This is a genomic window from Rhodococcus sp. 5A-K4 (assembly GCF_046097995.1).
Lineage (GTDB): Bacteria > Actinomycetota > Actinomycetes > Mycobacteriales > Mycobacteriaceae > Rhodococcus_F > Rhodococcus_F erythropolis.
This window is the reverse complement of the sequence record NZ_JBJURM010000016.1, coordinates 99,813-126,237: the sequence shown is the minus strand read 5'-3', so window position 1 is coordinate 126,237 and position 26,425 is coordinate 99,813. Positions and strand designations below refer to the sequence as shown.

Here is a 26,425-nt window from a genome sequence, read left to right as displayed (position 1 = left end):
CCTAGGCCTTCCACCACGGGCGAAGCGGCACATGCGCCTCGCCCTTGGGGCCGAGCTTGACGGCCAGAACCTGGTGCAGCTGAACGACATTGCGCTCGAACCCGAGTCGTGAGCCGGCCATGTACAGGCCCCAGACGCGTGCGGTTCCCTCGCCGACCTCGGCGACGCAGGCGTCCCAGTTGTCGACGAGGTTCTGGCACCATCCGGCGAGCGTCAGTGCGTAGTGCTCGCGCAGGTTCTCCTCGTGGCGCACCTCGAGACCGACGTTCTGGATCTCGGAGATGATGCGACCCGAACCGGTGAGCTCCCCGTCGGGGAAGACGTACCGATCGATGAATCCGCCTGCCTTGGCACTGCTTCGGTTGTCCGGACGGGTGATGCAGTGGTTGAGCAGACGCCCACCTTCACGCAGCTTGCCCTTGAGGAACTCGAAGTACGCCGGGTAGTTTCCGACGCCGATGTGCTCGGTCAGGCCGATGGAGGACACTGCGTCGAATCCGGTTTCGGCCACGTCGCGGTAGTCGGAGAAACGGACCTGGGCGAGATCGGCGAGGCCCTCGTCCTCGATGGCCTTCTGTGCCCAATCCGCTTGCTCGCGTGAGAGAGTCACGCCGATCACCTTGACGCCGCGTCGGGCCGCGTAGCGAACCATCGAGCCCCAGCCGCAACCGATGTCGAGAAGTCGATCACCCTTCTGGAGTCCGAGCTTCTCGAACACCAGGCGGTACTTGTTCTCCTGGGCTTCTTCGAGCGTCTGTTCCGCATTGTCGTAGGCGGCACAGGTGTACGTCATGGACGGGCCGAGGACGTACTCGTAGAAGGTGTTGGAGACGTCGTAATGGTGATGGATGACTTCGGCGTCACGAGTCTTGGAGTGACGCAGTCCTTCTGCGACGCGACGCCAGCGAGGAAGGTGTTCCTGGGGCGGCGGGGCGATGGGCCGCAACAGATCCCAGCCCAGTGAGCGGGTGATGCTGGCGAGTGTCAGTGCCGACGGGCGCTTGAGGTGGAGTTCGTCACCCATGATGCGCAGGATCTCGTACGGATCACCGGGGTGAACACCCTCGGCTTCGAGATCGCCGGAGACGTACGCGCGGGCCATGCCGAGATCGCCGGGCGCCGTTGCGAGATAAGTGGTTCCGCGAGTCGACTTGAGGTGCAGTCCGTAGTCGGCATCTTCGGGGCCGGCGGTGCTGCCGTCGTACGCGGTGAATCGAAGCGGCAGCATGCCGTCGGAAAGCGTCTCGAGAATCTCGGCAATAGAGAGCTTGTCCTGGCTTTTGGAGTCTTTGAACGTGGTCATTTACGTTGCACCGCCTTAGAGAATAGATCCAATAAACGGGATTTCGGGTCGTAGCGTTCCTTGAGTCCGATGTACCGGTCGCCGCCGTAGTACAGCTCCTCGAAGTCTTCCTTCGAGTAGTAGGAGTCGGAGTAGAGCGATTTGTGTCCGTCGAAATCGCTGACCTTTTCTTCGATCAGTCGATTTGCTGCCCCCTCGCGCTCGCCGGGAACGATCGGCACCGAAGACCAGAAGCCGATGTTGACGTAGGTGCGCTTGGGTTCGAGGGGGTAGAGGGGCCACGGCCGAGAAGCTGAGGCAGCGGCCGGGCTGGGCTCACGAAGACGCAACGGGCACAACCACAGTGGTTCGATCGGAATTTCCTCGAGGAACCACGAGACGAAGTCCGCGGTTCGTTCGATGGGTACCTCGACGTCCTGGACGACGCGTTCGCGCGGGGGCTTGCCCTTGCGCTTTTCGAGGCGATCTCCGATGTCGTACTTGTGGTCGAGGGCGATCAGCTTCCAGTAGAAGCTGCTGCGCAGGTACTGCTTGGGCCAGAAGCGTCGAATCTTCGGGTTCTGTGCACCGAAAGCCCGTGAGCACCAGAACCAGTCGGTGTCCCAGCGCCACAGGTAGTCCCGAATGGTCAAGCGATCCGTCTTGGGCTGTGTGAGTGACGGATGCTGGATCGACCGGTAGAAGATGTCCTGGTCGGTGTAATCGCTGACCGGGCCTTCCTCGTCGGTTTGTACGCCGAGTGTGAGGTAGCTCTCGGAATCGGTGAAGACCACCCCGTCGAGATAGTCGACGGCGATCCCGTCGTACTCGCGCTCGGTGACGATGCGATCCATCGTTTCTTCGAGCTTCTTCAACGAATCGAAACGCACGTGTCGCAGGGCGACGTACTTCTTGACGGGTTCGAGTGCGATCTTCAATCGCGTCGAATAGCCAAGTGTGCCGTAGGAATTGGGGAAACCGAAGAACAGTTCGGCATGTTCGCCGTCCGGCGTAGCGGTGATGATCTCGCCGCTCCCGGTCAGTACGTCGATTTCGAGCACCGACTCGTGTGGCAGGCCGTTGCGGAACGAGGTGGACTCGATGCCCAGGCCCGTCACCGCACCGCCCAGGGTGATGGTCTTGAGTTGAGGTACGACCAGTGGCGCCAGACCGTAGGGCAGTGTCGCGTCGACGAGGTCTTCGTAGGTGCACATGCCGGCGACGTCGGCTGTGTGCGCCTGCGCATCGACGGCGATGACACCTGCCAGACCGCTGACGTCGAGGCCGGGGGCCGACGTCTTGGCGCGAGCGCGGAACAGATTGGATGTCTTCTTTGCCAGGCGTACAGAAGCATCGGCGGGAATGGCGCGGTATGACGCGAGTAGGCGTTCGACGCCTTCTCTGTGCTGCTCGAACCCCATTTCACGCGCAGCATCGGAACCCGGGCCTTGCTTTGTCCGGATTCGATCTAACTTCTGAACTACCCCATTGAACGAGAGAGTCACACCCTGACGCTATCGGTAGTTGCGTGTGCAAGCTATCCGGAGGGGTATTAATGCCCGAATTTGATCGAGTTGTTGCAATCGAACTCGGTAAATGCTCCGAGTGGTGAACCAGCTCACACGGAATGGGTAGATGGTCGAGATACCCGGGCGCAGCAGGCAGTATGGAAAGGAATATCTGCGCAGTTCGAGGTGCGGATTCGGGTAGTCATTCGCGGTATCGAGCCGCGTTGGTCGAGCAAGGAGACGTAGGGCATATGGGTCAGGTCAATGCAATGAGTTCGATAGTCGTCACAGCAGCACCCGACAAGGTGCTCGCGGCGCTCGCGGACTACGAGACGGTTCGCCCGCGGATCCTGTCCGAGCAGTACCTCGACTACAAGGTCGTCGAAGGCGGCCAGGGTGACGGCACCGTCGCGCAGTGGACGCTGAAGGCGACGGAAAAGCGCTCGCGCAACGTCAAGGCCACCGTTACGGTCGACGGCAACGTCATCACCGAGAAGGACGCGAACTCCAGTCTCGTCACCACCTGGACCGTTGCCCCTAACGGCACCGGAACGACGGTGACGACGCTCACCCAGTGGCAGGGTGCCACCGGTATCGGCGGTTTCTTCGAGCGCACGTTCGCCCCGAAGGGTCTGCAGCGCATCCAGGCCCAGGTCCTGGACAACCTCAAGCGCGAACTCGTCTAACTGATCCTGCATCACCGAGATGGCGTCGTACCTTCACCGGTACGGCGCCTTCTTTCATGGGCCGGTAATGATCCGCGCCAATTCGGTGAGTGCGGGGTTTCCGCTTTCCCAGTAGTCGCTGTGAACTCCGAACCCAGGCTGCCCGGGTGATCCGGCGAATATCTGCGCGCCGAATTCCGGATCCGACGGGTCGAACCCGTGGACTCCGAGGATCTTGGGGATCAATTGGACCGGATCCCAGAAGGCCGTCGTCGAATGAACATGGCGCGCCACCTCGTCCGAGTCGACGCCGTCCAGGCTCAGTTCGTTCACGCGCTCGACATCGACGCCCGGACTTGCGACAAAAACCAGTTCGTCGACATCGAGAGAAGCGCCACGGGTAGTCGCAGCACCGACGACGGTGCTGCCGTAGGAATGACCGATCACCACGTTGTGCGACGGCTGACCGTCATGCGAGGTTCGTAACCCGTCCTGGAAGCTGTCCAGCCTCGGTGCCGCGGAGTTGGCGTACCGATCCGAGGCTGCATCGGGAATGCCTGGGGGAGCGTCGTATCCGGACCACAGGATCACTGATGTGGCTTCCGTTGGCGCCGCCGCGACCGCCGCGTCGTACATGGCCTTGGTTCGTTGCAGATCTCCGCCGACGCCCGACAGCCCGGAGCCGGTTCCGGGAACCAGTGTTGCGACGTTGTCGGCGGCATCGGGATTACCGACTGCCACGACGGCGTGCCCATCCGTGACCGAGAGAAGGAACGTGTCCGGTCGCAGTTCGCCGCGCACGGCCGTGTATCCGGCAGCTACCGTTCGATCCGGCAACTGCTCGAGCGCCGTGAGGTACCGCCGGTTGTAGTAGTCCCGGTCTAGAGCGGGAAGGCCGTCGCGGCTACCGATGGACGGATCCCACCTCGCCAACGCGTCTTTCTCGTTGGGAGTGAGCGATTCCCACAGTCGGTGTAGCTCCGTTGGTGTCCCGGGGAGTGTCGACCTCCCATCGATGATGTCGACGACAGTGCGGTTGAGGCGATCAGTCTGATTGCCAAGGAGTGATCCGATCTCCCGGAATGCCTCACCCAGAGCAGTCGCGGCCCGGTTGTCTTCATCGTCGAGTGCCGTCAATGCAGTGGAGATCCTCTGCTGAAAAATCTCTGCAGCCGTGGCGTTTTCGGATTCTTGCATGACGTCGGCCAGATTCCACGGCTGCTTCGTCTCAGGCGCCGATACAGCTCCACTGTCTGACACCGTCAAGCCGTGTTCGAGAGTCGCCTCCTCGACCAGGTCCAGAACTGATTTTCGCGCCGCCCCGATCGTATTGGCCGCTCCGCCATACAGATCCGCAACTACGCGAACCGCAATCGACAGCCGCGACGAGGAAAGCGAGATGCCAGACCACTGCACTGCCGACGCGCTCGACGCTTGTCCCTGCCAGAATTCGCGGACGGCGTCGATGCTGCGTCCGGCGTCATTGCCGAGAGCTTCGATCTGCCGGTCGATGTCGATCAGTTCCGAAGTGCTCGTGCGCAATTTCTCCGGTGACCACGTTCGAAGCTGAGAGACGGTGGGCTGCATCAGTAGGCTCCGCGCAGTTCGGACACCACTTCGCCCTCGGCAGCGTCGTACAGACGTGCTGCGGCAGCGGTTCCCGACGCCATGAGTCCCAATTGCGTAGCCAGGTGCCGGTACGCGTCGGCGATGACGCCTGCATTCCCAGTCGACACAGCCGCGACAGCGGACGAGTTCAGGGCCGCCGCGGCTTCGAAAATCGGGCCGGCGGAATCGATCCCCGAGATCTGATCCGCAATTCGAGACAGATCAGCTGAAAGTTGCTGCAGAGCAGCGAAATCTACCTGAAGTATCGGCCCCATGGCAGAACCGTATCCAGGTGAGCTGGCTAGCGGGACGGTGCCGAGTTTCCTGTGGACAATCGGGATTTCTCCACAGTAGCGAGGTCAGGGGGTTGTCAGGAAGGCGGTGACTCCGCTGGTGACGGCGGTTGCGTACTCCTGCTGACCGTCCGGGCTCGTCATGCGCGCTGCCTCGTCGGCATTTCGCATGTTGCCGAGTTCGACCAGAATCGACGGCCGCTGCGACAGATTGAGTCCCGTCAGATCGGCGCGTGGCGCCAACCCGTCGTCACCGATGTAGGTCGACGGGGTGAGCCCGGCGGTGACGAGTGAGTCGCGCATGGTTTCGGCAAAGGCGACGGACGGGCCGGCCTGCACCGTGTTCAGCGGGGGCGCGGAGTAGCAGACGTGGAAACCCTCGGCCCCGGCTGCTGCGCCGTCCGCGTGAATGCTCACCACTACGTCGGCGCCGGAGGAATTGGCGGCTTCGGCACGTGCGTCGACGCATGATCCGACGCTGACGTCATCGGGTCGACTCAGGACGACAGTTGCGCCTTGGCCTTCGAGCTCGCTCTTGACCAGGCTCGCAACTTCCCAGTTGAAGGTGTGCTCGGGGAACCCGGCATCGGTGTTGGTGCCGGTGGTCTGGCAGTTCTTGGTGCCGCCGCGGCCCGTGGGGACCTGGGTGTTGATGCTGTCGTCGTTCGCCCCGCTGTGCCCGGGATCGAGGAAGACGACCTTGCCGGTGAGCGCAGCGGGGACGCCAGCGGCCACGGTGCTGAGCGGAGACACCTCGACCGAAGTCGTGGCCTCGGCAGTCTCGGTCGGAATCGTGCACGCAGCGCTCAGAAGCCCAGCCCCGACCACGACGATCAGGGCAGTGGAGCGGAACACACGTGATGCCATGTTTGACCTACCTGACGGTTTTACGGTGTCTGACTGGTTCCGGCGCACCCGCTCACGGTAGCGCGCACCGACTACGCTGGTGGGGATAACTCTGTAGAAAGGACCGCTCGTGCAACCAGGTGGAGCACCCGACATGTCTGCTCTGTTGGCTCAGGCTCAGCAGATGCAGCAGCAATTGATGGCGGCGCAGCAGGAAATGGCTCAGGCCGAAGTGACCGGTCAGGCCGGTGGCGGACTGGTTGTCGCCACGGTAAAGGGCACCGGCGAGGTTGTCGGTCTGCAGATCGATCCCAAGGTCGTCGACCCCGAAGACGTCGAGACGCTGCAGGATCTGGTGATCGGCGCGATCGAGGACGCTTCGCGCAAAGCACAGGAAGTCGCTGCTGAGAAGCTCGGCCCGTTGGCCGGCGGACTCGGCGGAGGCCTTCCCGGTCTCCCCGGCTTCTAGAAACGAGAACGCGTGTACGAAGGTCCGGTTCAGGATCTGATCGACGAACTCGGGAAGCTTCCCGGAGTCGGGCCGAAGAGCGCTCAACGCATCGCTTTTCACCTGCTCTCCGTGGAGCCTCCCGAGATCGACCGTTTGAAAAATGCATTGCAGCGCATCCGTGACGGCGTTCAGTTCTGCACGGTGTGCGGAACTGTGTCCGATCAGGAGAAGTGCCGCATCTGCGCCGACGCACGTCGCGATCGCACGGTGATCTGCGTCGTGGAGGAACCGAAGGACGTCCAGGCTGTCGAGCGCACCCGTGAGTTCAAGGGTCGCTACCACGTGCTCGGCGGTGCGCTCAATCCGCTCTCGGGGATCGGGCCTGACCAGTTGCGTATCCGGGAGTTGTTGGCTCGCATCGCAAATCAGGAGGACGGCGTCGACGTGTCCGAGGTCATCATCGCCACCGACCCCAACACGGAGGGTGAGGCGACAGCCACCTATCTCGTTCGCATGATGCGAGACATTCCGGGGCTGACGGTGTCTCGGTTGGCTTCGGGTCTTCCGATGGGTGGCGATCTCGAATTCGCAGACGAGTTGACGCTGGGTCGGGCACTGTCCGGCCGTCGTGAATTGTCGCGGAACGCTTGATGGGCGGCACGGAGCAAGGTCAGCAGGTGCGTCGTACGTCCGAGCAGACGCGTGCGCAGATCATCGCGTCGGCCGGGAAAGCATTCGCGACTCGGCCGTACCGCGAAATCACGCTCAAGGACATCGCCGAAGACGCAGGCGTCAGCGCACCTCTGATCATCAAGTACTTCGGTTCCAAAGAGCAGTTGTACGACGAGTTGGTCGACTTCCGGGCAGCGGCGGTCACGGTCTTCGACGCCCCGAACGACTCGCTCGGCGAGCGCATGGTCTCGCTGTTCACCAAGCCGTTGGAGTCGTACAAGCCGCTGTCCATGAGCTTGTTGTTCATGAGCGGCGTCAGTGAAGAGAGCAACCGCAAGCTGCGCGAGAACTATTCGACGCAGATGATCGACACCCTCGCCGCTCGCCTGTCCGGCCCCGACGCGAGATTGCGCGCGGAACTGGCGATGTCGATGGTGGTCGGAGTGGCGATCATGCGCCGACGGATGATGGCCGGCCATGCCACCGGCACCCAGGACGAAGTGGTTGCGCTGTACGCACCACTTGTCCAAAAGCTGCTCGACGGGTGAGCGGCATCACAATTCTTGCTTGGTAAATATCCGTTCACCTAATGTAGGTGAACGGATATTTACCTAGTGGGAACAGGCGGTGTGGGGTGACGACGCTCGACCGTCCGCCGGGCACGCCTGCAGCCACCACCCCCGACGCGAGTCTCGCGCAGCCGCGCTCCCGCTTTCTCTTCCCCATCGTTGTCGCCGCAGCCGTGTTCCAGGCTGTTCTGCAGACGGTCATCGTTCCACTGCTGCCGGAGTTACCGCACTTCACAGGTGCTGGACGTACGGCGGTGTCCTGGCTGGTGACGGTAACGCTGCTGGTCGGCGCTGTCGTCACTCCCATTTTCGGCCGGCTTGCCGACATGTTCGGCAAGAAGAAGATGCTTCTGGTTGCCTTCTCGATGATGACTCTCGGCTCGATGTTGTGTGCGCTGTCGTCGGACATCGCTGTGCTCATTTTCGCGAGAGCGTTGCAGGGAGCCGGGTCGGCGGTCATCCCCATCGGAATCTCCATGCTCCGTGATGAATTGCCACGCAACAAGGTCAACGGCGCAGTGGCCATGATGAGTTCGACGCTCGGCGTCGGAACCGCTTTGGGCATACCGTTTTCTGCGATGATCGCGCAGTACTCGAACTGGCACGTCCTGTTCTGGGTAACCACCGCCATCGGACTGTCCGTGACTCTTGCTGCGGTGCTGTTCATTCGAGAGTCCGAGCCGAATCCGTCGGGAAGATTCGACGGCGTCGGGGCTGTCGGTCTGAGCGCCGCGATGATCGCGCTACTGGTGCCGATCACTCAGGGGTCGAGTTGGGGATGGACCAGCGGAGCGGTGATCTCCATGCTGGCCGCGTCGGCGGTGCTGTTCACGCTCTGGGTAATTCAACAGCGGCGCAACGTCAATCCGCTGGTCGACGTCCGCGCTCTCGTGAAACGTGCGGTGTTGATCCCGCATCTGGCGGCTCTGCTCGTCGGGTTCGCATTTTTCGGGAACACACTGATCACCACACAACTGCTGCAGGGGATGAAGGGGCCGGGCGCCGGGTACGGCCTGTCGATCATCGCGGCGGCGCTCTGCCAGATTCCGGCGAGTATCGCGATGGTGCTGTTCTCGCCGGTTGCGGTGCGGATCACCGACCGCTTCGGTTCACGGACTGCGATGTTGACCGGTGCCGTGTTCCTCGCCGGAGGGTACGGGATTCACGCAGTTGCCGGTAAGCCACTGTGGGGAGTGGTTGCAGCACTGGGTATCACAGCAGTCGGGACCGCCATCGTCTACAGCACGCTCTCGCTGCTGATTCTGGTTGCCGTGCCTCGTCAGCGACTGGCTGCAGCCAACGGGGTGAACTCACTTCTGCGGACGTCCGGAAGCACGATCTGCAGCGCGACGGTGGCAACGATCCTCGCCGCGTTCGTGATCAGCGGTTCGGAACATTCCACGTCGTGGACCGGATTCTCCGTCGCCTACCTGGTGTGCGCGGGCTGCGCCGTGGTCGTGTTCGCAGTGTCGATCCTGTTGCCGCAGGGGCGAACCCCGAAACATCTGGACCTGCCGGATCTCGTCAGGCGACCCTGAATCCCGAGAGGAAGAGTGTGATCATCAGATCCGCGAACTCTTCGGTGGTGTATTTCTGGCGGTCCGGCCAATGCGTGGTCGACCACAGGGTGTCTCGTACTGATCGATAGAAAATCTCCGGGGCCACGTCTTTGCGGAAGATTCCCTGATCGACGCCTTCGGCGATCGCTTTCATCCAATGCTCGCGGACTTGGCGGGAAGGACCGTCGACGGATTGCAGGAGATCGTTGTCGCGTAGATACGCCCGATCGTTCTGGTAGATCGCCGTCGGGTGCGGGTGCAGTTCGATGACGACCAGGGTCTCGCGGATCAGGCCGCGTAGGACGTCCTCGGGGTCGTTCGCCGTCTTCTCCACCTGATCGAAGCGGAGTTGAATGTCGGTGATGAAGCCGCGCATGAGCTCGGCGACTATCGCATTCTTCGACTTGAAGTAGTGGTAAAGGCTGCCCGAGAACACTCCAGCGGCGTCGCCGATCTCGCGAACGGTCGTGGTGGCGACACCCTTCCTGGCGAACAGCTCGGCTGAGCTCTCCAGGATCTTCTCCCGACGATCTGGTGATGCCACTGAAATCTCCACTGGTTGTCGGTCCTGCTCAGAGCAGGGTTTCGCGGGTGCCGGGCTGCCGGCGTCGAACGTAGCGCAATCCTGCCTGATGGCTCCGGCTCGAACCAATTCGTCGGTGAGATCGCGTGTTTCCACTTCCGGATTCCTATGCTAGCTTCAAAATCAAGCGCTTGCTCAACTTTCGTTCACGGAGGATTTCAGTGCAGAGCCTGCAGACGCAGTTTCCGAATTTCATCGGCGCAGAGGCTGAACCACCCCGCGTCGCCCGCTATGCCGTCAACGAGGCGATGATCCGCAACTGGGTCGAGGCACACGACGACCGCAACTCGATCTACGTCGACGCCGAAGCTGCTCGCAGCACTGGCCGTCGAGACGTCGTCTGCCCACCCGCCATGATCTCGACCTGGGTGATGGCGGGCTACCGCCGCTATCGGCAGGTCCAACAACTTCGCGCCGACGGAGCCTCCGAGGATTTCGCCTATTCACGACTACTCGGGCTGTTGGACGAGGCCGGCTACACGTCCGTAGTCGCGACCAACGTCGAGCAGGAGTATTTCGCGGAGTTGAGTCCCGGAGACCACGTCACCGCATATTTCACCATCGAAGCGATCTCACCGTTCAAACAGACGGCTCTCGGTCACGGGTGCTTCATCACTCTGTTCAAGAAGTACGTGGACCAGGACGGAAAGACGCTGGTCGAAGAGCGCTTTCGACTGCTCAGATTCAAACCAGATACCCAGACAGATACCAAGCCCGAAGCCCAGGAGGTAATCGCATGAGCGAGACTGGCTCCCGCCACACCGCGGTGCCGAGACTCACCGTCACCGACGACAACGATTTCTTCTTCTCCGCGGCCAAAGAGGGTCGCCTCGAGATCCAACGGTGTGCGGATTGCAAGACACTGCGCCACCCGCCAGCGCCCGCCTGCCCGGAATGCCGCTCGTTCAGTTGGGACACAGTCGAATCCACGCGGCGATGCACGTTGCACAGCTTCACGGTCATTCACCACCCGAAGGATCCTGCCTTCGAGTACCCGCTCGCCGTCGGACTCGTCGATCTCGAAGAAGGGTCGCGTCTGGTTGCCGACATCGCGGGCATCGATCACGAGGAACTCGAATTCGGTATGGAACTCGAAGTGGCGTTCTCCGAGCACGCCCACGGGGAGATGCTGCCGCAACTGAGGCGACGGGGATCGGTGCAATGACGAATCTTTTTGATTACGAGGTAGGTTCGGCCCTTCCCAGCCTCGAACTGCCGTTGGACCGAACGCTCATCGTCGCCACGGCGATCGCTTCTCAGGATTTCGAGGACGTGCATCACGATCCGGGCAAGGCGCAGGATCGCGGAACTCCCGACATCTTCATGAGCATCAACACCACCAACGGGCTCATCGACCGCTACATCACCGACTGGTCAGGCCCGCGATCGCGAATCGTCAAAACATCACTACGGCTTGGTGTTCCGAACTTTCCCGGAGACACCATGACATTGACCGGCAAGGTGATCGACTCCGACGGCCGGGCGCTCACCGTGACGGTTCTCGGCAAGAACGCTCGCGGAACGCACGTGACAGCCGACGTGACTCTCGAACCGGCGGAAAGGGTAATCGCATGACACGAGGATTTTCGAGGCAAGCCGCCATCGCCGGGATCGGCGCCACCGAGTTCTCCAAGAACTCCGGCCGCAGTGAATGGCAGTTGGCGTGCGAATCCGTGATCGCTGCGCTCGACGACGCTCACATCGAGGCAGAAGAGGTGAACGGATTTGCACTGTTCACCATGGAGAACAATCCCGAGATTGCGGTCGCACGCGCTCTCGGGATCCCGGAACTGACGTTCTTCAGTCGTATTCCACACGGCGGCGGCGGTGCCTGCGCACCGGTTCAACAAGCCGCGCTTGCCGTCTCCAGTGGTGTCGCCGACGTCGTGGTCGTCTACCGTGCCTTCAACGAAAGATCAGGTCACCGATTCGGCGCCGGGCCACCACCCTTTGCGTACAACGCGTCGACGGACCAGGAGTATCGGAACTGGATCAACCCGTACGGGCTTCTGACCCCGGCGCAGCAGGAAGCCTTCCTCGCCAAGCTCTACATGCACAAGTACGGGGCAACCAGCGCCGACTTCGGTCAGATCTCGGTTCTCTCACGCAAGCATGCCGCGAACAACCCGAAGGCCTGGTTCTACGAACGCCCGATCACCATCGAGGATCATCAGAACTCGCGCATGATCGCCGACCCCATCCGTCTGCTCGACTGCTGTCAGGAAAGTGACGGCGGACAGGCGCTGGTCATCGTCAGCGCAGAGCGCGCCCGCGACCTGCCGCACAAACCAGCGATCATCAGCGGTGCTGCGCAAGGTGTAGGTCCACAACAGATTTCGATGAGCAGCTACTACCGCGAAGACATCGACAGCATGCCGGAAGTCGAACTCGTGGCGCGCCAACTGTGGGACCAGGCCGGTATCGGCCCGGACGACATCGATGCCGCAATTCTCTACGACGCCTTCACTCCGATGGTTCTGCTTCAACTCGAGGAGTACGGATTCTGCGGTCGAGGTGAGGCAAAAGACTTCATCGCCGACGGGAATCTCGAGCTGGACGGTCGCCTGCCGATCAACACCCACGGTGGCCAACTCGGTGAGGGATACATCCACGGCGTCAACGGCATTGCCGAAGGTGTACGCCTGATCCGCGGCACTTCCACCAATCAACCCACCAAAACTCTGGACAACGTGCTCGTGACCGGCGGCTCTCCCGTCCCGCACAGTGCGCTCGTCCTCTCGGCAGATCGCTGAATCTGCCGCCAATTCGAGAAAGCAGGAACCAGATGAGCGAGCGGATCACCTACGCCAGGGCTACGCACGGCGAGGAAGAAATACAGGCGGTTGTCGACGTCTTGCGCAGCGGGCATCAAGGATTGCGCATCGGCAAGAACGTCTTCGAGATGGAAGAACGCATCGCGGCCTTGGCAGGCAAGAAGTTCGGCGTCATGTGCAACTCGGGATCCTCGGGTTTGTACTTGGCAGTCGAGCTGCTCGGACTGCCTGCGGGAAGCGAGATCATCACGTCGCCGTTGACGTTCTCCACCGATATCGCACCGATCGTGCGTGCCGGTCTGGTGCCGGTGTTCGTGGACGTGGAACCCAACACGTTCAACGTCGACGTCACCAAGATCGAGGCAATGGTCACCGAAAAGACCGGTGCCATCCTGATGCCGAACCTGGCCGGCAACTGCCCGGACTGGGACGTCATTCGTGATATCGCTGATCGCCATGGACTCAAGGTGATCGAGGATTCGTGTGACGCGATCGGCGCCACGCTCCGCGGCACTCCCACCGGCTCCCGGGCAGACATCGTCGTCACCAGTTTCTCGATGGCACACATCATCACGTGCGCGGGAACCGGCGGAATGGTGTGCGTCGACGACGAAGCCAGCCGCGACAAGGCTTTGCTGCTTCGCCGCTGGGGCCGTCGCAGTGAGCCGAATCTGTTCGGCAGCACCAAGTCCGGCCGAGTCTTCCGTGAAGAACTCGACGGAGTCGACTACGACAACGACTTCATCTTCGAGCTCATGTCATGGAACTTCGAGCCCTCCGAACTCGGCGCAGCTTACGGAGTCGTGCAGCTCGACAAGCTGGAAGAGAACTACAAGACGCGTAAGGCAACGTTTGCGGCCTTCACGGCGGCATACGGCGCCCATCCTGAATTCTTCACGACGCCGGTAGAACTCGACGGTCTCGATACGGCGTGGCTGTGTTACCCGGTGATGATCAACGAGAACGCCCCCTTCACGCGCAGCGACCTGCAGGAAGCCATCGAGGCCGACGGTATCGACACACGAACTGTGTGGAGCGGCAACGTCACTCGTCACCCGATGATGAACAACATCGAGTTCCGTCAGCCGGTCGAAGGATTGCCGGAAGCCGACGCGGTTTTCGCCCGAGGAATGACACTCGGCATGAGTCACGGCCTGCGTGAAGACGAAGTTGCACGGATCGCGGAGAGCATCAATCGCTTCGCCTCGAAGTTCAAATAGCATGACGAGGCGCTTTGACGGCCGCCGAGCGCTTGTCACCGGTTCCAGTCGCGGAATCGGTGCGGGCGTCGCAGAGCGACTGGCAGCCGAGGGTGCCGACGTCGCCCTCGTGGCTCGGACGCTCGGCACGCATGCAACCCTGCCGGGCAGTCTCGAAGAGACTGCGGCTCGAATTGCCAAGTACGGAACCAAAGTTGAGATAGTTGTCGCAGATCTGACGGACGAGCAGCAGCGCGACACCGTTGTGCCGCTGGCGGTCGAGAAGCTTGGCGGGACGATCGACATCCTGGTGAACAACGCGGCAGCGGCGATCTATCAGCCGCTGTCGGATTACCCACTGCGGCGGCGACGTTTGATGTTCGAGGCAAATGTCCATGCACCGCTCGATCTGATGCAAGCCGTGGTGCCGGGGATGGTGGCAAACGGATACGGCTGGATCGTGAACGTGTCCAGTGGCACCGTCAAACCGTGGCATGGCCCGCCGTTCACGTGGGTCGAACCGGGAACTGCCATGACCGTGTACGGCGCCTCCAAAGCAGCGCTCAACAGGATGAGCAACGGCATGGGCGTGGAACTCTACGGCCAGGGGGTTCGCGTCAACACGGTTCAACCGCGGGCAGCGGTGCTCAGTGAGGGCGCCAAAGTCCTGGTCGGTGAGACTATCCGGCCGGATCAGGTCGAATCTATGGAAGAAATGGTGGAAGCGGTCACAGCGCTGTGTGATTGCGACACCGAGTTCACCGCGCGCTCGAGCGTCAGCTTGGACCTGATCGACGAGTGGTCCCTGACCGTACGCGGTCTGGACGGAACGGCACTACGAACCGAGGAGTTGGCATGAAGCCCGTCATCGTGGACGCAGCACGAACGCCGTTCGGCAAGCGTGAGGGTTGGCTGTCCGGAGTCCACGCGGCGGAACTGTTGGGTTATGCGCAGAGAGGCGTGCTGGATCGGGTGGGCGTGGATCCTGACGCGGTCGACCAGGTCATCGGCGGCTGTGTGACGCCTCTCGGTGAGCAGTTCGGAAACATCGTGCGTACGTCCTGGATGCATGCGGGCCTTCCGTTGAAAGCGGGTTGCACCACGATCGACGCGCAGTGCGGCACAGCGCAGCAATCGGTGCAGTTGATTGCCGGCCAAATTGCCATCGGTGCAGTCGACGTGGGTGTGGCGTGCGGTGTCGAGTTGATGTCCCGAGCTCCGTTGACGTACAAGGTGGGTACCGGCCTGGGAACGCCGCGTCCGGAGTCGTGGTCACTCGATACCGTCGACCAGTACACCGCGGCCGATCGGATTGCTGTCAAGCGCGGTTTCAGCCGCGAAGATCTCGACGCCTTCGGGCTGCGCTCGCAGCAGCGAGCCGCAGCAGCCTGGGAGGCAGGACGCTTCGACTCGCACATCATCGATGTGGTCGCTCCGGGCTCTGACGTTCCGGTTCACCGTGATCAGGGTCTGCGCGAATCGAGTCTCGAAGGGCTCGCGAAGCTGCGCACCGTTCAAAAAGGCGGATTGCACACCGCTGGAACGTCTTCGCAGGTCTCGGACGGTGCGAGTGCAGCTCTGCTGATGTCAGAGGATCGAGCCAAGGCCCTCGGCGTGCGGCCACGGGCAAAGATACTGGCGCAGTGCGTTATCGGCGGGGACACCGAGTTCATGCTCGACGGTCCCGTCGACGCGGCAAACATCGTGCTCGGACGCACCGGGCTGACAATCGACGACATCGATCTGTTCGAGGTCAACGAGGCATTTGCTTCGGTACCGATGTCGTTCGCGCAGGTTCACGGCGTCGATCCCGAATTGCTGAACGTCAACGGCGGCGCAATCGCACTGGGCCACCCCGCCGGTGCAACCGGAATCAGACTGTTGGCCAATGTCATCGACGAATTGGAGCGCCGGGACAAGTCCATCGCACTGATCGCGATCTGCGCGTCCGCCGCAACCACCTGCCTGATTCTCGAACGCATCTGACAAGAACCGAAGATTGAGGAACCTGCCATGGCACTATCCCTGCTCGAAGATCACCGTGACCTGGCGGAAGCGGTAGCCGCATTCGCGAACCGCTTCGGTGGAATCGCCGATACGCGGAGCAACGTCAAGCGGTACGCCGCCGGTGATCGGCCGGACTCGTGGGATGGGTTGGTCCGTCAGGGCCTGCACGCAGTGCACCTGCCGGAGCAGTACGGCGGTGACGGGGCGGGTCTTGCCGAACTTGCAGTGGTAGTCGAGCAATTGGGTGATGCGCTCTATCCGGGACCGTACGTTCCGACGGTCATCGCCAGTGGGATTCTCGCAACAGCTGCGGGCCCGGCTGCGGAAACAATGCTGACCGAATTGGCCACCGGTGCAACCGGAGCAGTCTGTACAGGCGCGGGATTGCGCGCTGCTCGAAGCGACGCTGGGTGGACAGTGAGCGGTTCTGCCGACCCAGCTCTAGGTCTGGCCGGAGCTGATGTCGTTCTCGTGCGGGCGAACAGCGAAGACGGCGAGTTGTGGTTCCGGCTCGAACCGTCGACTTCCGCTGCGGTGGTGATCGAAGACGGGGTGGATCTGACACGGTCGATCGGAACACTGACGTTGACCGATCACCAGGTCGAGGCTGGGCTGATCGTCGACGGTCTCCAGGCGCACCGAACCGAACTGATCGTCAACACGGTGTTGGCTGCGGAGGCGAGCGGTATCGCCGGGTGGGCGCTACGGACCGCAGTCGACTATGTGAAGTCCCGGCAGCAGTTCGGCCGTCCGGTCGGAAGCTTCCAGGCAGTTCAGCACAAGGCGGCCATGATGCTGGTCCGCTCCGAGATTGCCTGTGCCGCAGCGTGGGACGCCGCTCGATCCGAAGACCATGACGCGGATCAGCAGAAACTTGTCTCGGCTCAAGCTGCGTTGGCCGCTTTGCCCGTCGGCATCGAGAACGCCCTCGAATGTGTGACTTTGCTCGGCGGAATCGGATTCACCTGGGAGCACGACGCGCATCTGTACTGGCGCCGGGCGATCAGTATCGCGGCAGTGGCGGGTTCCGAGGTGAAGTGGGCACACACATTGGGAGACCGGTCTGCCGATTCGGAACGGGATTTCTCCTTTGTCGACCCGGAAATGCTGCCGGAGTTACGAGAGCAGGTTCGTAGGGTTCTGGACGAGGTTGCGCTGCTGCCCGACGACGGAACCACCAGCGCCAGTTGGGCGCCGGCCAAGGGGAGCGCTCGACGCGCCCGATTTGCCGACGCCAAACTGATTGCCCCGCACTATCGGGCGCCGTACGGGCTGGGAGCGGGACCGAGGGAACAGGCCGTCATCGCACATGAATTCGCGATGCGAGGTTGGGCTCAACCGTCCACGGTGATCGGGGAATGGGTGCTGCCTACGATTCTCGAACACGGCAACGCCGAGCAGCAGGACAGGTTCGTCGAGCCTTCGCTGCGCGCCGACATCATCTGGTGCCAGCTGTTCAGTGAGCCGGGCGCGGGATCAGACCTGGCCGGTCTGAGCACGAAAGCGCGCAAGGTCGACGGTGGCTGGGTCCTGTCAGGTCAGAAAGTGTGGAACTCGGGTGCGCACGAGGCAGATTGGGGAGTATGCCTGGCGCGTTCCGACGCGGACGCTCCGAAACATCGTGGGCTGTCGTACTTCCTGGTCGACATGACCTCGAAGGGCGTCGACGTACGTCCGCTGAAGCAAGCCACCGGCAAGTCGGAATTCAACGAGGTATTCCTCGACGACGTCTTCGTCCCGGACGACTGCCTGGTGGCCGAACCTGGGCAAGGGTGGAAACTTGCTGCGACAACGCTGTCCAACGAACGCTTGAGCATGGGCAGCACGCTGCACCACGGTTCGAGTCGGTTGTTCCGTCAGGTGATTGCCGACGCGAGCCACGACTGCCCCCGCGAAGACGCAGTGGAAGGCCTCGGCCGCAGTATCTCTCGTGAGTTGGCATTGTCCGCGATGAATCTGCGCGGAGTGTCGGCGCGACTGGCGGGTCAGGAACCGGGCGCCGAGATCAGCGTGTCGAAGGTGTACAACGCCCTGGCGCAGCGCGAGGGCTCGCGGGACCTGTTGCGACTGCTCGGACCGCGCGCCGCAGTTGTCGACCCGTCGGCGAATTACGCGATAGACCACATCGGACTTCCCTCGATTCTGTTCGGCGGCGGAACCGTCGAAATCCAACTCAACGTCATCGCGCAGCGCGTACTCGGCCTGCCGCGTTCGTAGATCTTAGGAGCTTCACCATGTACTTGGATTTGTCGGAGGAGTCGAAGACTCTGCGCAAGGAATTGCGCGCATACTTCGCAGAGATCATCAACGACGAAGACCGCCGTGCTCTCGTGGATCAGACCGAAGGCGGCCCCGTCTTCGATCGCATCCTGCGCCGGATGGGTAAAGACGGTTGGCTGGGCTTGGGGTGGCCGGAGGAATTCGGCGGTCGGGGTGAGAACCCCGAAGCTCTGTATGTGTTCTACGACGAGGTGATTCGCGCGAATGCGCCGCTGTCACTGGTCACGCTGAACACCGTCGGACCCGCTCTGATCAAGCACGGGACGCAAGCTCAGAAGGACTTCTTCCTGCGTCCGATCCTGGCGGGTGAATTGATCTTTGCCATCGGCTACACCGAACCCAATGCGGGCACCGATCTCGCGGCACTCGAAACACGCGCCCGCATCGAGGGCGACGAGCTTGTCATCAACGGCAACAAGATCTTCACCAGTGCGGGTGTGTTTGCCGACTGGGTCTGGCTTGCCGTTCGCACCGATCCTGACGCGCCGACGCATCAGGGCATTTCCGTGGTCTTGGTACCGACCAATTCGCCGGGGTTCTCGGTCACCGAAATTCACACCGTGGGCGGAATCAGCACTTCGGCAACCTATTACGAAGATGTCCGGGTGCCGATCAGCAATGTCGTCGGTGAGCTCAATCAGGGGTGGAAGCTCATCACCAACCAGCTCAACCACGAACGTGTTGCCCTGGCAGCACGCGGTGGCATCGCCAACGAGCTCTTCGCCGAGGTGGTCGAGTGGGCAAAGACGGAACCCGCCGGTGACGGCCACGTCTACGACATCGGCTGGGTACGTGAGAAATTGGCGGAAGTCTACGCGCTGCTCAGCGCCGCCGACCTGATGAACCTGCGACTGGTGGCGGACGTCGCCGCCAACACCTTGGGCGGCGGGGATTCGGCCGCGGCCAAGATCTTCGGTACCGAAGCCGTCGTCAGTGCGTACGGCATGCTGCAGGAAGTGCTGGGTGCCAAGGGCTTACTGCGCCCCGGTACACCCGGAGCGGTACTGGAAGGGCGGGTCGAGAACCTGGGTCGGCGCGCCCAGAACAACACCTTCGGTGGTGGTACCAACGAAGTGATGCGTGAAATTGTCGCCGCAAAATGCCTGGGCATGGCGCTTGCTGCGCGTCGCCGGCCCGCTGCACAGAACGAAAAGAGCTGACATGGAATTCGAATTCGACGACAACTTGTCCGCCGTGCGGGATCTGAGTGAATCGATCTTCTCGGCGAAGTCCGGAGTGGACCGACTGCGGGAAGTGGAGAGCACCAGCGGTTTCGACGCCGAACTGTGGAAGCTCCTCGCCGACTCCGACGTTCTGGGAATCGCTCTGCCGGAAGAGGTCGGGGGAGCAGGACTCGGAATGCTCGGCCTGGCTGCGGTGCTCGAACAACAGGGCCGCCGGGTCGCCCAGGTGCCGCTCTGGTCGGTGATTTCCACGGCGGCGCTGCCGATTTCCGAGTTCGGCAGCACGGAGCAGAAAGCGTCGTGGCTTCCGGGACTGCTCGACGGCTCGGTGATCGTCACCGGCGCATTCGACACCGGCTACAACGCCGAGACGGCGGTTCGCGCCGAGCCGGCGCCTGACGGTTGGGTTCTGTCAGGCCACGTCGACTCCGTGCCTGCCGCGGAGTTCGCGGCCGCGCTGGTCGTTCCGGTGACGATGCCGGACGGCAGTGTCAGCGTCATGATCGTGCCCACGGACCGGGACGCGCTGGTGCGTACACCGCTTGCGGTGACGAACCGCGAGAGCAACAGTGCTGTGCAGTTCGACGGGGTTGCGGTTACTGCAGCTGACGCACTTCCCGCAGACGGCGCGGTGGTTCGAGACTGGACGTTGCGGCGTGCACGGGTGGCTCTCGCGGCCCTGGCTACCGGCGTCTGCGAGGAAGCGCTGGGGATGACGGCGAAATACACCTCCGAGCGAGTGCAATTCGGTCGTCCACTCTCGACCAACCAGGCAGTTGCCGTCCGGGCCGCCGACGCGTACCTCGACACCGAGAGCACAAGGTTGACCACGCACCGCGCTGCCTGGCTGATGGACAGCGGAGTCGAGAGTGAAGCGGAAGCAGCGGCGCTGGTCGCCAAATGGTGGGCGTCGCGCGGCGGCCTGCGTGTGGTGCACGCGACCCAGCACCTGCACGGCGGAATCGGCGCGGACGTCGACTACCCGATTCACCGCTATTTCCTGTGGGGACGGCAGATCGCCTTCACCTTGGGGAGCGCGGGGGCGATAGGCGCCGAACTCGCCGATCAGTTGGAAATCCGAGCCCAGATCGGGGCGTCGGCGTGAATATCTGAGACGACAGGTTGCAGTCACGGGCAGCGCGTCGGCAATCATCGCGCTACTCTGCCCTTCGTGAATCGCACCAGTTCGTTCATCCGGCCGTTGGTTCCGCGGGATCCGCACGAGCCGCATCGGGTGGCGACGCCGCTCGAGCTGCTCACCGACCTCTGCTTCGTCGTGGCGGTCGCTCAAGCGGCCACCGGTCTGCACCACGCGATCAGCGAAGGGCACGCGGCTTCGGGCGTCGGGCACTTCGCGATGGCATTCTTCGCGATCTGGTGGACGTGGCTGAACTTCACGTGGTTCACCTCGGCGTACGACAACGACGACGGAATCGCCCGGCTGCTGACCATCTTCCAGATCCTCGGATCGCTGGTCCTTGCAGCCGGCATCGTCCGCTTCTTCAACGACGACGCCCTGCTCATCATCGTCGGCTACGTCATCATGCGAATAGCCCTGGTCATCCAATGGCTCAGGGTGTCGCGGAACGACCCCGAACATGCGCTCACGGCTCGTCGATACGCTCTCGGAATCGTGTTGGTCCAGATCGGTTGGATCGGTTTCTACTTCGTTCCGTCCGCCATTTACGTCCCGACGTTCCTGGTGTTGGTTCTGTGCGAATTCGCGGTACCGATCTGGTCGGAGAAGCCGGGCATGACGCCGTGGCACCCGCATCACATCGCGGAGCGGTACTCGTTGTTCTTCATCATCGTTCTGGGCGAGACGATCCTCTCGACCACCATCGCGATTCAGGACGCGGTCGACGGTGAGCATCCGGCAGCGCAGGTCACCTACGTCGTGATCGGCGGCATTCTGATTGTCTTCAGCCTGTGGTGGCTCTACTTCCAACGCAATGCAGGCGAAGTGATCGGCGGTGACAACGTCTCACCCTTCGTCTGGGGGTTCGGTCACTACTTCATCTTCGCCGCCGCTGCCGCCATCGGTGCGGGGTTGGCCTCGCGCGTCGACTTCTGGACTCATCACGGTGACGGCAGCGCGTTGGTGACGGGTGCTGCCGTCACCGTTCCGGTCGCGGTCATCCTTGCCGCCCTGTGGTTCATCCACATTCGACTACATGACTCCTCGGTACGCACCCTCATGCCGTTCTCGGTCGCGATCGTCGTCGTGCTCGGTGGTACCTACACCGCGGTGCCCGAACTGGTTGCGGGACTGGCCTGCGCCGCGCTGTTGGCCGTGGAACTGGTTCTGACCGAGGGGAAATCCGAAACCGTCTGAACCGGGTCAGCGAATTGCGAGCCGCTCCTTGCGGAGCTTGTCGACCTCGGGCAGATGCAGGGGTTCGAGCTCGTTGACGCCCAAGGCCCGCATGAGCAGGAGGTCCGCGAGTTCCGGATTCCGGGCCAAGGCGGGTCCGTGCATGTACGTCCCGATCACCGAACCCTGCACGACGCCTTCGAATCCGTCGCCGACGCCGTTTCCGACACCATGGGTGACACGTGCGAATCCAGAGGCTGAGCTACCCAGAGTTGTTCCGCCGCGGTGATTCTCGAAACCTGAGAGAGGCGCGGTGAGCCCGTCGATCAAGGGCTTCGTGATGACCTCGCCGATGGAACGCTTCTCCTGCGGAGAGGTCGTGACGTCGAGCATCGAGACACCGTCGACGCGTTCGCCGCTGGAGGTTTCGTACCAGTTGCCGAGCACCTGAATGGCAGCGCAGATCGCCAGAACCGGTGCGCCACGCTCGGCGGCGCGTTGCAGGCCAGGGTATTTCGCGAGATGGCGCGTTGCGAGTCGCTGAGCGGAATCCTCGGCGCCACCCAATGTGTACACGTCGAGCGAGTCGGGGACCGGATCGCTCAAGGTGATGTCCACGATTTCGGCGTCGTACCCGCGCATCCGCAGACGCTGACGCAGGATCAGGGCATTGCCGCCGTCGCCGTAGGTGCCCATGACGTCGGGGAGAACCAGTCCGATGCGAATTGTCGAGTCAGACATTGCGAGACTCCTTCGCGATGGCGGTGTTGAGGTCACGGAAGGCTGTGTAGTTCGCCAGTACCTCCACACGTCCGGGCGGGCAGGAAGCGATGGCGCGCAACGGATCCGGATCGAGGGTGTGCTCGACGCCTGCGTACGTGAGGCGAACGGCGAGATCGGTTCCGCGTTCGCCGGCGGCCACTACCTTGACGCCTTCGAAGTGCTCGAACTTCACGTCCCACAGCCAGGAGAGGTCCTCGCCGTCCGGCACCTGACCGTTCACCGCGATCACCAGTCCGTCCACCGTGGGATCGATCATCGACAGCGCTTCCTGCCAACCGGCGGGATTCTTCGCGAGCAGCATGTGGACGGAGTGCGGTCCGACCTCGACGGTGCTGTAGCGGCCGGCGACTTCCTGGACCGTCGACGCGGCGGCAACTGCCCCGACCGGATCTGCGCCCAAAGCCGCCGCTGCCGCTACGGCCTGAGCGGCGTTACCGCGGTTGGCTTTTCCGGGGAGAGTCAACGTCATCGGAATCTTCAGGCCGTCAGGGCCGTAGAGATTGTCGTCGTCGAGCCACCAGGTCGGCTCGGGCCGCGCGAAGTCGGAACCGGTACTGCGCCAGTGCTTTCCCTCCCACACGATGGGTTCACCGGTGCGCGGGCAGCTGACGGAATCGCCGGCCCAGCCGCCGCCGGCAGCAACCCACACGACGTTGGCGGCGTCGTATGCCACGGAGGTGACCAGTACGTCATCGCAGTTGGCGACGATCACCGCGTTCGGATGCGCATTGACGCACGCGCGGAGCTTCCGCTCGATCATGTTGATCTCGCCGACCCGGTCGAGCTGATCGCGGCTGAGATTGAGCAGCACGATCACTTCCGGGTTCACGGCGTCGGCTACGTGGGGGACGTGCAGTTCGTCGACCTCGAGTGCTGCCAGCGTTGCGTCCGTACGCGCGGCCAGAGCGGCCACGATCCCGGCATCCATGTTGGCGCCGTCGGCCTGCGTGGCGACGTCACCGAGTGTCGCGAGTGCTGCGGCGGTCATACGTGTGGTCGTCGACTTGCCGTTGGTGCCCGTGACCACGACGGTGCGCTTGCCGCGTCCGAGCTGAGTCATGAGCGTCGGGTCGATCTTGAGGGCGATCAACCCGCCGATCATCGAACCCTTGCCGCGACCGGCCTTCTGCGATGCCCAAGATGCTGCTGCGGCAGCTCGCATGGCGAGCTTTCCGCGCGCTGTGATCGATAGTCCAGTTCCCACGGCCCGAGTTTGGCACAGGGCGTCGTCAGACGCCGAGTCGCGCCGGTGGTGAGGCTGCAGGTGTGTCCGAGAAAACAGTGTTCGCGGGCTTGCGCCTCATCTGTGCGGCACTCGCTCCGGCGATCACGATGACTGCCCCGACCAGGGACAACGGGCTCGGATCCTCGTGCAGGAACAGCCAGGACGCGCCGATTCCCACTACCGGTACCAGCAAGGAGAGCGGCGCCACCATGCCGGCGGGATAGCGGCCCATGAGCATCGTCCAGAGCCCGGATCCGGCGATGGTGCCGAGCAGAATGATGTAGGCCAGCCCGACCAGTGACGGCCAGGCGTCGGCACTGAACGCGGTACCGAGCGCGTGCCATCCGACGGTGGGGCCTTCGACCACCGCGGACAGGGCGAGCATCGGCAACGGCGGGATGACGCACATCCACAGCATCAAGCGCATCGGTGCGGGCTCGCCGACGGTGTTCGCCGCGGCCAAGCGGCTGCCGAGATTGCCGAACGCCCAGGACAGGCCGCCGAGGAGCGTGAGGATCACGGGCAGCAGTGCCGCGTGGTGTGAACGGTCCCAGCCGATCAACGACATACCGACTACGGCGACGGCGATCCCGGAGACCTGCCAGACGCTGAGCTTCTCGCGGAGCAGGAACGCGCCGAGTAGGACGGTGAACGGCGCGGACGACTGCAGGACCAGTGATGCGAGACCCGTCGGCATCCCTGAATGCATCGCCCAGAAGAGGAAGACGAACTGGCCGAATCCGAAACCGAATCCGTAGAGCAGCAACCAACGGAGCGGTACCTGCGGACGCGGCACGAAGATGACCACCGGAATCGCGATGATCAGAAACCGGAGTGCAGCGAAGAAGAACGGCGGGAAATGATCCAGGCCGACGCGAATGGCCAGGAAGTTCAGACCCCACAAGACGATCACGGTCAGGCCGAGGAGACGGTCGCGGGGAGTCATGACGTTAATCGTGAGCCGTACGAAGCATCAGAACAAGCGATTATAGATGCACTATCCATGTAGTTTTGCTACATGGATATTCGTCACCGTATGGATGCCACGCGCTTGCGGATTCTCCGCGAGCTCGCCGACCGAGGAACCGTCGGTGCTACTGCTCTCGCTCTCTCGATGACGCCGTCCGCCGTCTCGCAACAACTCAAGATCCTCGCCCGAGAGGCGGGGGTCTCGCTCCTCGAACCGGACGGGCGCACGCTGCGCCTCACCGACGCTGGTCGAGCGCTGGTGCTCCGCGCCGACGACGTGGTGGCGGCGCTCGACCGGGCAGCGGACGAGATGGCGTCGTACCGAGGCTCGCCGCGCGGCAAGGTGCGAGTCGCGTTCTTTCCCTCCGGAGCGGCTCTCCTGCTGCCCGGCGTCCTGACGGCGCTGAAGAACTCGGACGTGGACATCGACGCACACGACGTCGACAAACCGGCGTCGGCCGTCCCTGGACTGTTGGCCGATCACGACGTGATCCTCACTCACCGTGACGAACGCGGCGCCGAGACCTCGTTTCCCCGGGTCAGCGTGCAACCGCTGATGCGTGAACCGATCGACCTGGTGCTGCGGCCTGATCATCCACTCGCCGAGCAGGATTCGGTCCGGTTGGAACAATTGGCCGACGAGAACTGGATCAGCGTGCGCGGCGGGTTTCCGGTCGACGACGTTCTGTTGTCGGTTGCGTCCGTCACCGGGGTCCAACCTCGAGTCGCTCATCGGATAAACGATTTCCGAGTTATCGAAGAGTTGGTGGCGGCGGGCCACGGTGTGGCTTTGATGCCGCGTTACGCGATCACACATCCTGGAGTATCGAGGAAACCGGTGGCAGGCGTGCGCGCTGCTCGCGTTTATGAATTGGCAACTCGATTACACATCGACCGCAGCCCGGCTATCGGAGTGGTTCTCGACGCTTTTCGCGACGTCGCCCGGGCGGTCGGTGAATGAACGGCGGATGGTGAATGAATACGAAACGGGAGCGACACGATTAGTGTCGCTCCCGTTTCGGTAGTGCAATCCTCACTGATTAGTGAGGGCCTGAATCAGGCGAGGGCCTTGGCCTTGAGCGCTGCGAATTCTTCTTCGCTGATGGTGCCGGCGTCGAGAAGCGCCTTTGCATCTGCGATGGACTCGGCCGGGGACTTTCCGGCAACCTCACGGATGTAGCTGTCCTGTGCATTCTTGACCTGCTGAGCAGCCTCCATGGAGCGCTGGGCCATTCCGTCGCTTCGGACGATCAGATAGACGAGCGAGGTGAGCAGCGGAATGAAGAACAGGAAGACGATCCAGATTGCCTTTACCCAGCCGGAAGTCTTGTGATCACGGAATAGGTCGGTGATGATCGAGAAGAGCAGGATCAGGTACGCGATGAACGCGAAGCTGATGATGATCAGCCAGAGGAAGTCCCAAAAGGAATCCATTGTCGAGCCCCATTTCACAAGTCGGATTTGTCTGAGGTGACTATCTCACGTGCCGGGGTCGGCTGCATCATCCTCGATGGGTGAATCCTGTTTGTTAACTTCGCTAAGCGACTCTTTCGGGACCTATGTCATGCCGAACCGAAAACACGGACCGAAGAACTTCTGTGCCGTGAAAACAACCCTGGTCTCACCCGAAAATCGGGTGAGACCAGGGTTTGTT

At 62.5% G+C, this 26,425-nt stretch carries 27 protein-coding genes; 17 read left to right on the top strand and 10 right to left on the bottom strand.

The window, feature by feature from the left end; translation table 11 throughout:
- Position 1: 1 nt before the first annotated feature.
- The gene (locus tag ACKAMS_RS20925; protein WP_003943932.1) at positions 2-1,303 is read right to left on the bottom strand and encodes a class I SAM-dependent methyltransferase; all 1,302 of its coding nucleotides are present in this window, start codon (positions 1,301-1,303) and stop codon (positions 2-4) included.
- Positions 1,300-2,703 (bottom strand): FAD-binding oxidoreductase, encoded by a 1,404-nt coding sequence (locus tag ACKAMS_RS20920; protein ID WP_019746543.1) that lies wholly within the window; start codon positions 2,701-2,703, stop codon positions 1,300-1,302. The genes ACKAMS_RS20925 and ACKAMS_RS20920 overlap by 4 nt, the downstream gene beginning before the upstream one ends.
- 338 nt (positions 2,704-3,041) lie before the next feature.
- On the opposite strand from ACKAMS_RS20920, the gene ACKAMS_RS20915 reads away from it, so the two are divergent.
- Positions 3,042-3,476: an SRPBCC family protein gene (locus tag ACKAMS_RS20915; RefSeq protein WP_019746544.1), complete on the top strand. Its 435-nt coding sequence runs from the start codon at positions 3,042-3,044 to the stop codon at positions 3,474-3,476.
- Between the two features lie 54 nt (positions 3,477-3,530).
- Here ACKAMS_RS20915 and ACKAMS_RS20910 read toward each other — a convergent pair whose 3' ends face one another.
- The 3 genes from ACKAMS_RS20910 to ACKAMS_RS20900 form a co-directional block, all read right to left on the bottom strand.
- Positions 3,531-5,042, bottom strand: coding sequence for an alpha/beta hydrolase (locus ACKAMS_RS20910; protein WP_408989467.1), 1,512 nt, complete (start codon positions 5,040-5,042; stop codon positions 3,531-3,533).
- Positions 5,042-5,338, bottom strand: coding sequence for a hypothetical protein (locus ACKAMS_RS20905; protein ID WP_021332904.1), 297 nt, complete (start codon positions 5,336-5,338; stop codon positions 5,042-5,044). The genes ACKAMS_RS20910 and ACKAMS_RS20905 overlap by 1 nt, the downstream gene beginning before the upstream one ends.
- An 84-nt stretch (positions 5,339-5,422) precedes the next feature.
- Positions 5,423-6,223 carry an Rv3717 family N-acetylmuramoyl-L-alanine amidase gene (locus ACKAMS_RS20900; protein ID WP_408989466.1) on the bottom strand — a complete coding sequence of 267 codons (801 nt, stop codon included), beginning with the start codon at positions 6,221-6,223 and terminating at the stop codon, positions 5,423-5,425.
- Between the two features lie 109 nt (positions 6,224-6,332).
- On the opposite strand from ACKAMS_RS20900, the gene ACKAMS_RS20895 reads away from it, so the two are divergent.
- The 4 genes from ACKAMS_RS20895 to ACKAMS_RS20880 all read left to right on the top strand — a co-directional run bounded on the left by ACKAMS_RS20895 (position 6,333) and on the right by ACKAMS_RS20880 (position 9,432).
- Positions 6,333-6,671 (top strand): YbaB/EbfC family nucleoid-associated protein, encoded by a 339-nt coding sequence (locus ACKAMS_RS20895; RefSeq protein ID WP_003943929.1) that lies wholly within the window; start codon positions 6,333-6,335, stop codon positions 6,669-6,671.
- A gap of 12 nt (positions 6,672-6,683) precedes the next feature.
- The gene (gene recR, locus ACKAMS_RS20890; protein WP_003943917.1) at positions 6,684-7,304 is read left to right on the top strand and encodes a recombination mediator RecR; all 621 of its coding nucleotides are present in this window, start codon (positions 6,684-6,686) and stop codon (positions 7,302-7,304) included.
- Entirely contained in the window at positions 7,304-7,873 is a 570-nt protein-coding gene (locus ACKAMS_RS20885; RefSeq protein WP_020905905.1) for a TetR/AcrR family transcriptional regulator, read from the top strand. The genes recR and ACKAMS_RS20885 overlap by 1 nt, the downstream gene beginning before the upstream one ends.
- An 86-nt stretch (positions 7,874-7,959) precedes the next feature.
- Positions 7,960-9,432 (top strand): MFS transporter, encoded by a 1,473-nt coding sequence (locus tag ACKAMS_RS20880; protein ID WP_069147121.1) that lies wholly within the window; start codon positions 7,960-7,962, stop codon positions 9,430-9,432.
- Here the strand turns inward: ACKAMS_RS20880 and ACKAMS_RS20875 are convergent.
- Positions 9,419-10,132 carry a TetR/AcrR family transcriptional regulator gene (locus tag ACKAMS_RS20875; protein WP_175413859.1) on the bottom strand — a complete coding sequence of 238 codons (714 nt, stop codon included), beginning with the start codon at positions 10,130-10,132 and terminating at the stop codon, positions 9,419-9,421. The two genes, ACKAMS_RS20880 and ACKAMS_RS20875, sit on opposite strands and share 14 nt — an antisense overlap.
- Before the next feature lie 65 nt (positions 10,133-10,197).
- On the opposite strand from ACKAMS_RS20875, the gene ACKAMS_RS20870 reads away from it, so the two are divergent.
- From ACKAMS_RS20870 to ACKAMS_RS20820, 11 genes are all read left to right on the top strand, one after another.
- A complete protein-coding gene (locus ACKAMS_RS20870; protein WP_003943815.1) occupies positions 10,198-10,776 on the top strand; it encodes a MaoC family dehydratase N-terminal domain-containing protein in 579 nt (192 codons plus the stop codon).
- Entirely contained in the window at positions 10,773-11,201 is a 429-nt protein-coding gene (locus ACKAMS_RS20865; protein ID WP_408989465.1) for a Zn-ribbon domain-containing OB-fold protein, read from the top strand. The genes ACKAMS_RS20870 and ACKAMS_RS20865 overlap by 4 nt, the downstream gene beginning before the upstream one ends.
- Positions 11,198-11,611 carry an acyl dehydratase gene (locus tag ACKAMS_RS20860; protein ID WP_408989464.1) on the top strand — a complete coding sequence of 138 codons (414 nt, stop codon included), beginning with the start codon at positions 11,198-11,200 and terminating at the stop codon, positions 11,609-11,611. Before ACKAMS_RS20865 ends, ACKAMS_RS20860 begins: the two co-directional genes overlap by 4 nt.
- Entirely contained in the window at positions 11,608-12,789 is a 1,182-nt protein-coding gene (locus tag ACKAMS_RS20855) for a lipid-transfer protein (RefSeq protein WP_047888076.1), read from the top strand. The genes ACKAMS_RS20860 and ACKAMS_RS20855 overlap by 4 nt, the downstream gene beginning before the upstream one ends.
- A 32-nt stretch (positions 12,790-12,821) precedes the next feature.
- Entirely contained in the window at positions 12,822-14,030 is a 1,209-nt protein-coding gene (locus tag ACKAMS_RS20850; protein WP_400821375.1) for a DegT/DnrJ/EryC1/StrS family aminotransferase, read from the top strand.
- Between the two features lies 1 nt (position 14,031).
- A complete protein-coding gene (locus ACKAMS_RS20845) occupies positions 14,032-14,868 on the top strand; it encodes an SDR family NAD(P)-dependent oxidoreductase (RefSeq protein WP_021342637.1) in 837 nt (278 codons plus the stop codon).
- Positions 14,865-15,995, top strand: a complete 1,131-nt coding sequence (locus ACKAMS_RS20840) for a steroid 3-ketoacyl-CoA thiolase (protein WP_408989463.1) — start codon at positions 14,865-14,867, stop codon at positions 15,993-15,995. Before ACKAMS_RS20845 ends, ACKAMS_RS20840 begins: the two co-directional genes overlap by 4 nt.
- Before the next feature lie 27 nt (positions 15,996-16,022).
- Complete coding sequence (locus ACKAMS_RS20835; RefSeq protein ID WP_408989462.1) at positions 16,023-18,233, top strand: acyl-CoA dehydrogenase; 2,211 nt, start codon at positions 16,023-16,025, stop codon at positions 18,231-18,233.
- A 17-nt stretch (positions 18,234-18,250) separates the two neighbouring features.
- Positions 18,251-19,456 (top strand): acyl-CoA dehydrogenase family protein, encoded by a 1,206-nt coding sequence (locus ACKAMS_RS20830; RefSeq protein WP_020905915.1) that lies wholly within the window; start codon positions 18,251-18,253, stop codon positions 19,454-19,456.
- 1 nt (position 19,457) lies between these two features.
- Positions 19,458-20,585: an acyl-CoA dehydrogenase family protein gene (locus ACKAMS_RS20825; RefSeq protein WP_153211051.1), complete on the top strand. Its 1,128-nt coding sequence runs from the start codon at positions 19,458-19,460 to the stop codon at positions 20,583-20,585.
- A gap of 66 nt (positions 20,586-20,651) precedes the next feature.
- Positions 20,652-21,815, top strand: a complete 1,164-nt coding sequence (locus ACKAMS_RS20820) for a low temperature requirement protein A (RefSeq protein ID WP_020905917.1) — start codon at positions 20,652-20,654, stop codon at positions 21,813-21,815.
- Between the two features lie 6 nt (positions 21,816-21,821).
- On the opposite strand, the gene ACKAMS_RS20815 is transcribed toward ACKAMS_RS20820, so the two are convergent.
- Genes ACKAMS_RS20815 through ACKAMS_RS20805 form a run of 3 tightly spaced genes read right to left on the bottom strand, consistent with a single transcriptional unit; the run spans position 21,822 to position 24,748 of the window.
- A complete protein-coding gene (locus ACKAMS_RS20815) occupies positions 21,822-22,535 on the bottom strand; it encodes a type 1 glutamine amidotransferase (RefSeq protein ID WP_019746560.1) in 714 nt (237 codons plus the stop codon).
- On the bottom strand, positions 22,528-23,781 hold the full coding sequence (locus ACKAMS_RS20810; RefSeq protein ID WP_097387976.1) for a MurT ligase domain-containing protein: 1,254 nt from the start codon (positions 23,779-23,781) through the stop codon (positions 22,528-22,530). Before ACKAMS_RS20810 ends, ACKAMS_RS20815 begins: the two co-directional genes overlap by 8 nt.
- Positions 23,782-23,806: 25 nt before the next feature.
- The gene (locus ACKAMS_RS20805) at positions 23,807-24,748 is read right to left on the bottom strand and encodes an EamA family transporter (protein WP_070385887.1); all 942 of its coding nucleotides are present in this window, start codon (positions 24,746-24,748) and stop codon (positions 23,807-23,809) included.
- 90 nt (positions 24,749-24,838) lie between these two features.
- Between ACKAMS_RS20805 and ACKAMS_RS20800 the strand changes: the two genes are divergently transcribed.
- Positions 24,839-25,732, top strand: a complete 894-nt coding sequence (locus ACKAMS_RS20800; protein ID WP_259120567.1) for a LysR family transcriptional regulator — start codon at positions 24,839-24,841, stop codon at positions 25,730-25,732.
- 95 nt (positions 25,733-25,827) lie between these two features.
- On the opposite strand, the gene ACKAMS_RS20795 is transcribed toward ACKAMS_RS20800, so the two are convergent.
- Positions 25,828-26,205 (bottom strand): SHOCT domain-containing protein, encoded by a 378-nt coding sequence (locus tag ACKAMS_RS20795; protein ID WP_020968226.1) that lies wholly within the window; start codon positions 26,203-26,205, stop codon positions 25,828-25,830.
- Positions 26,206-26,425: the final 220 nt, after the last annotated feature.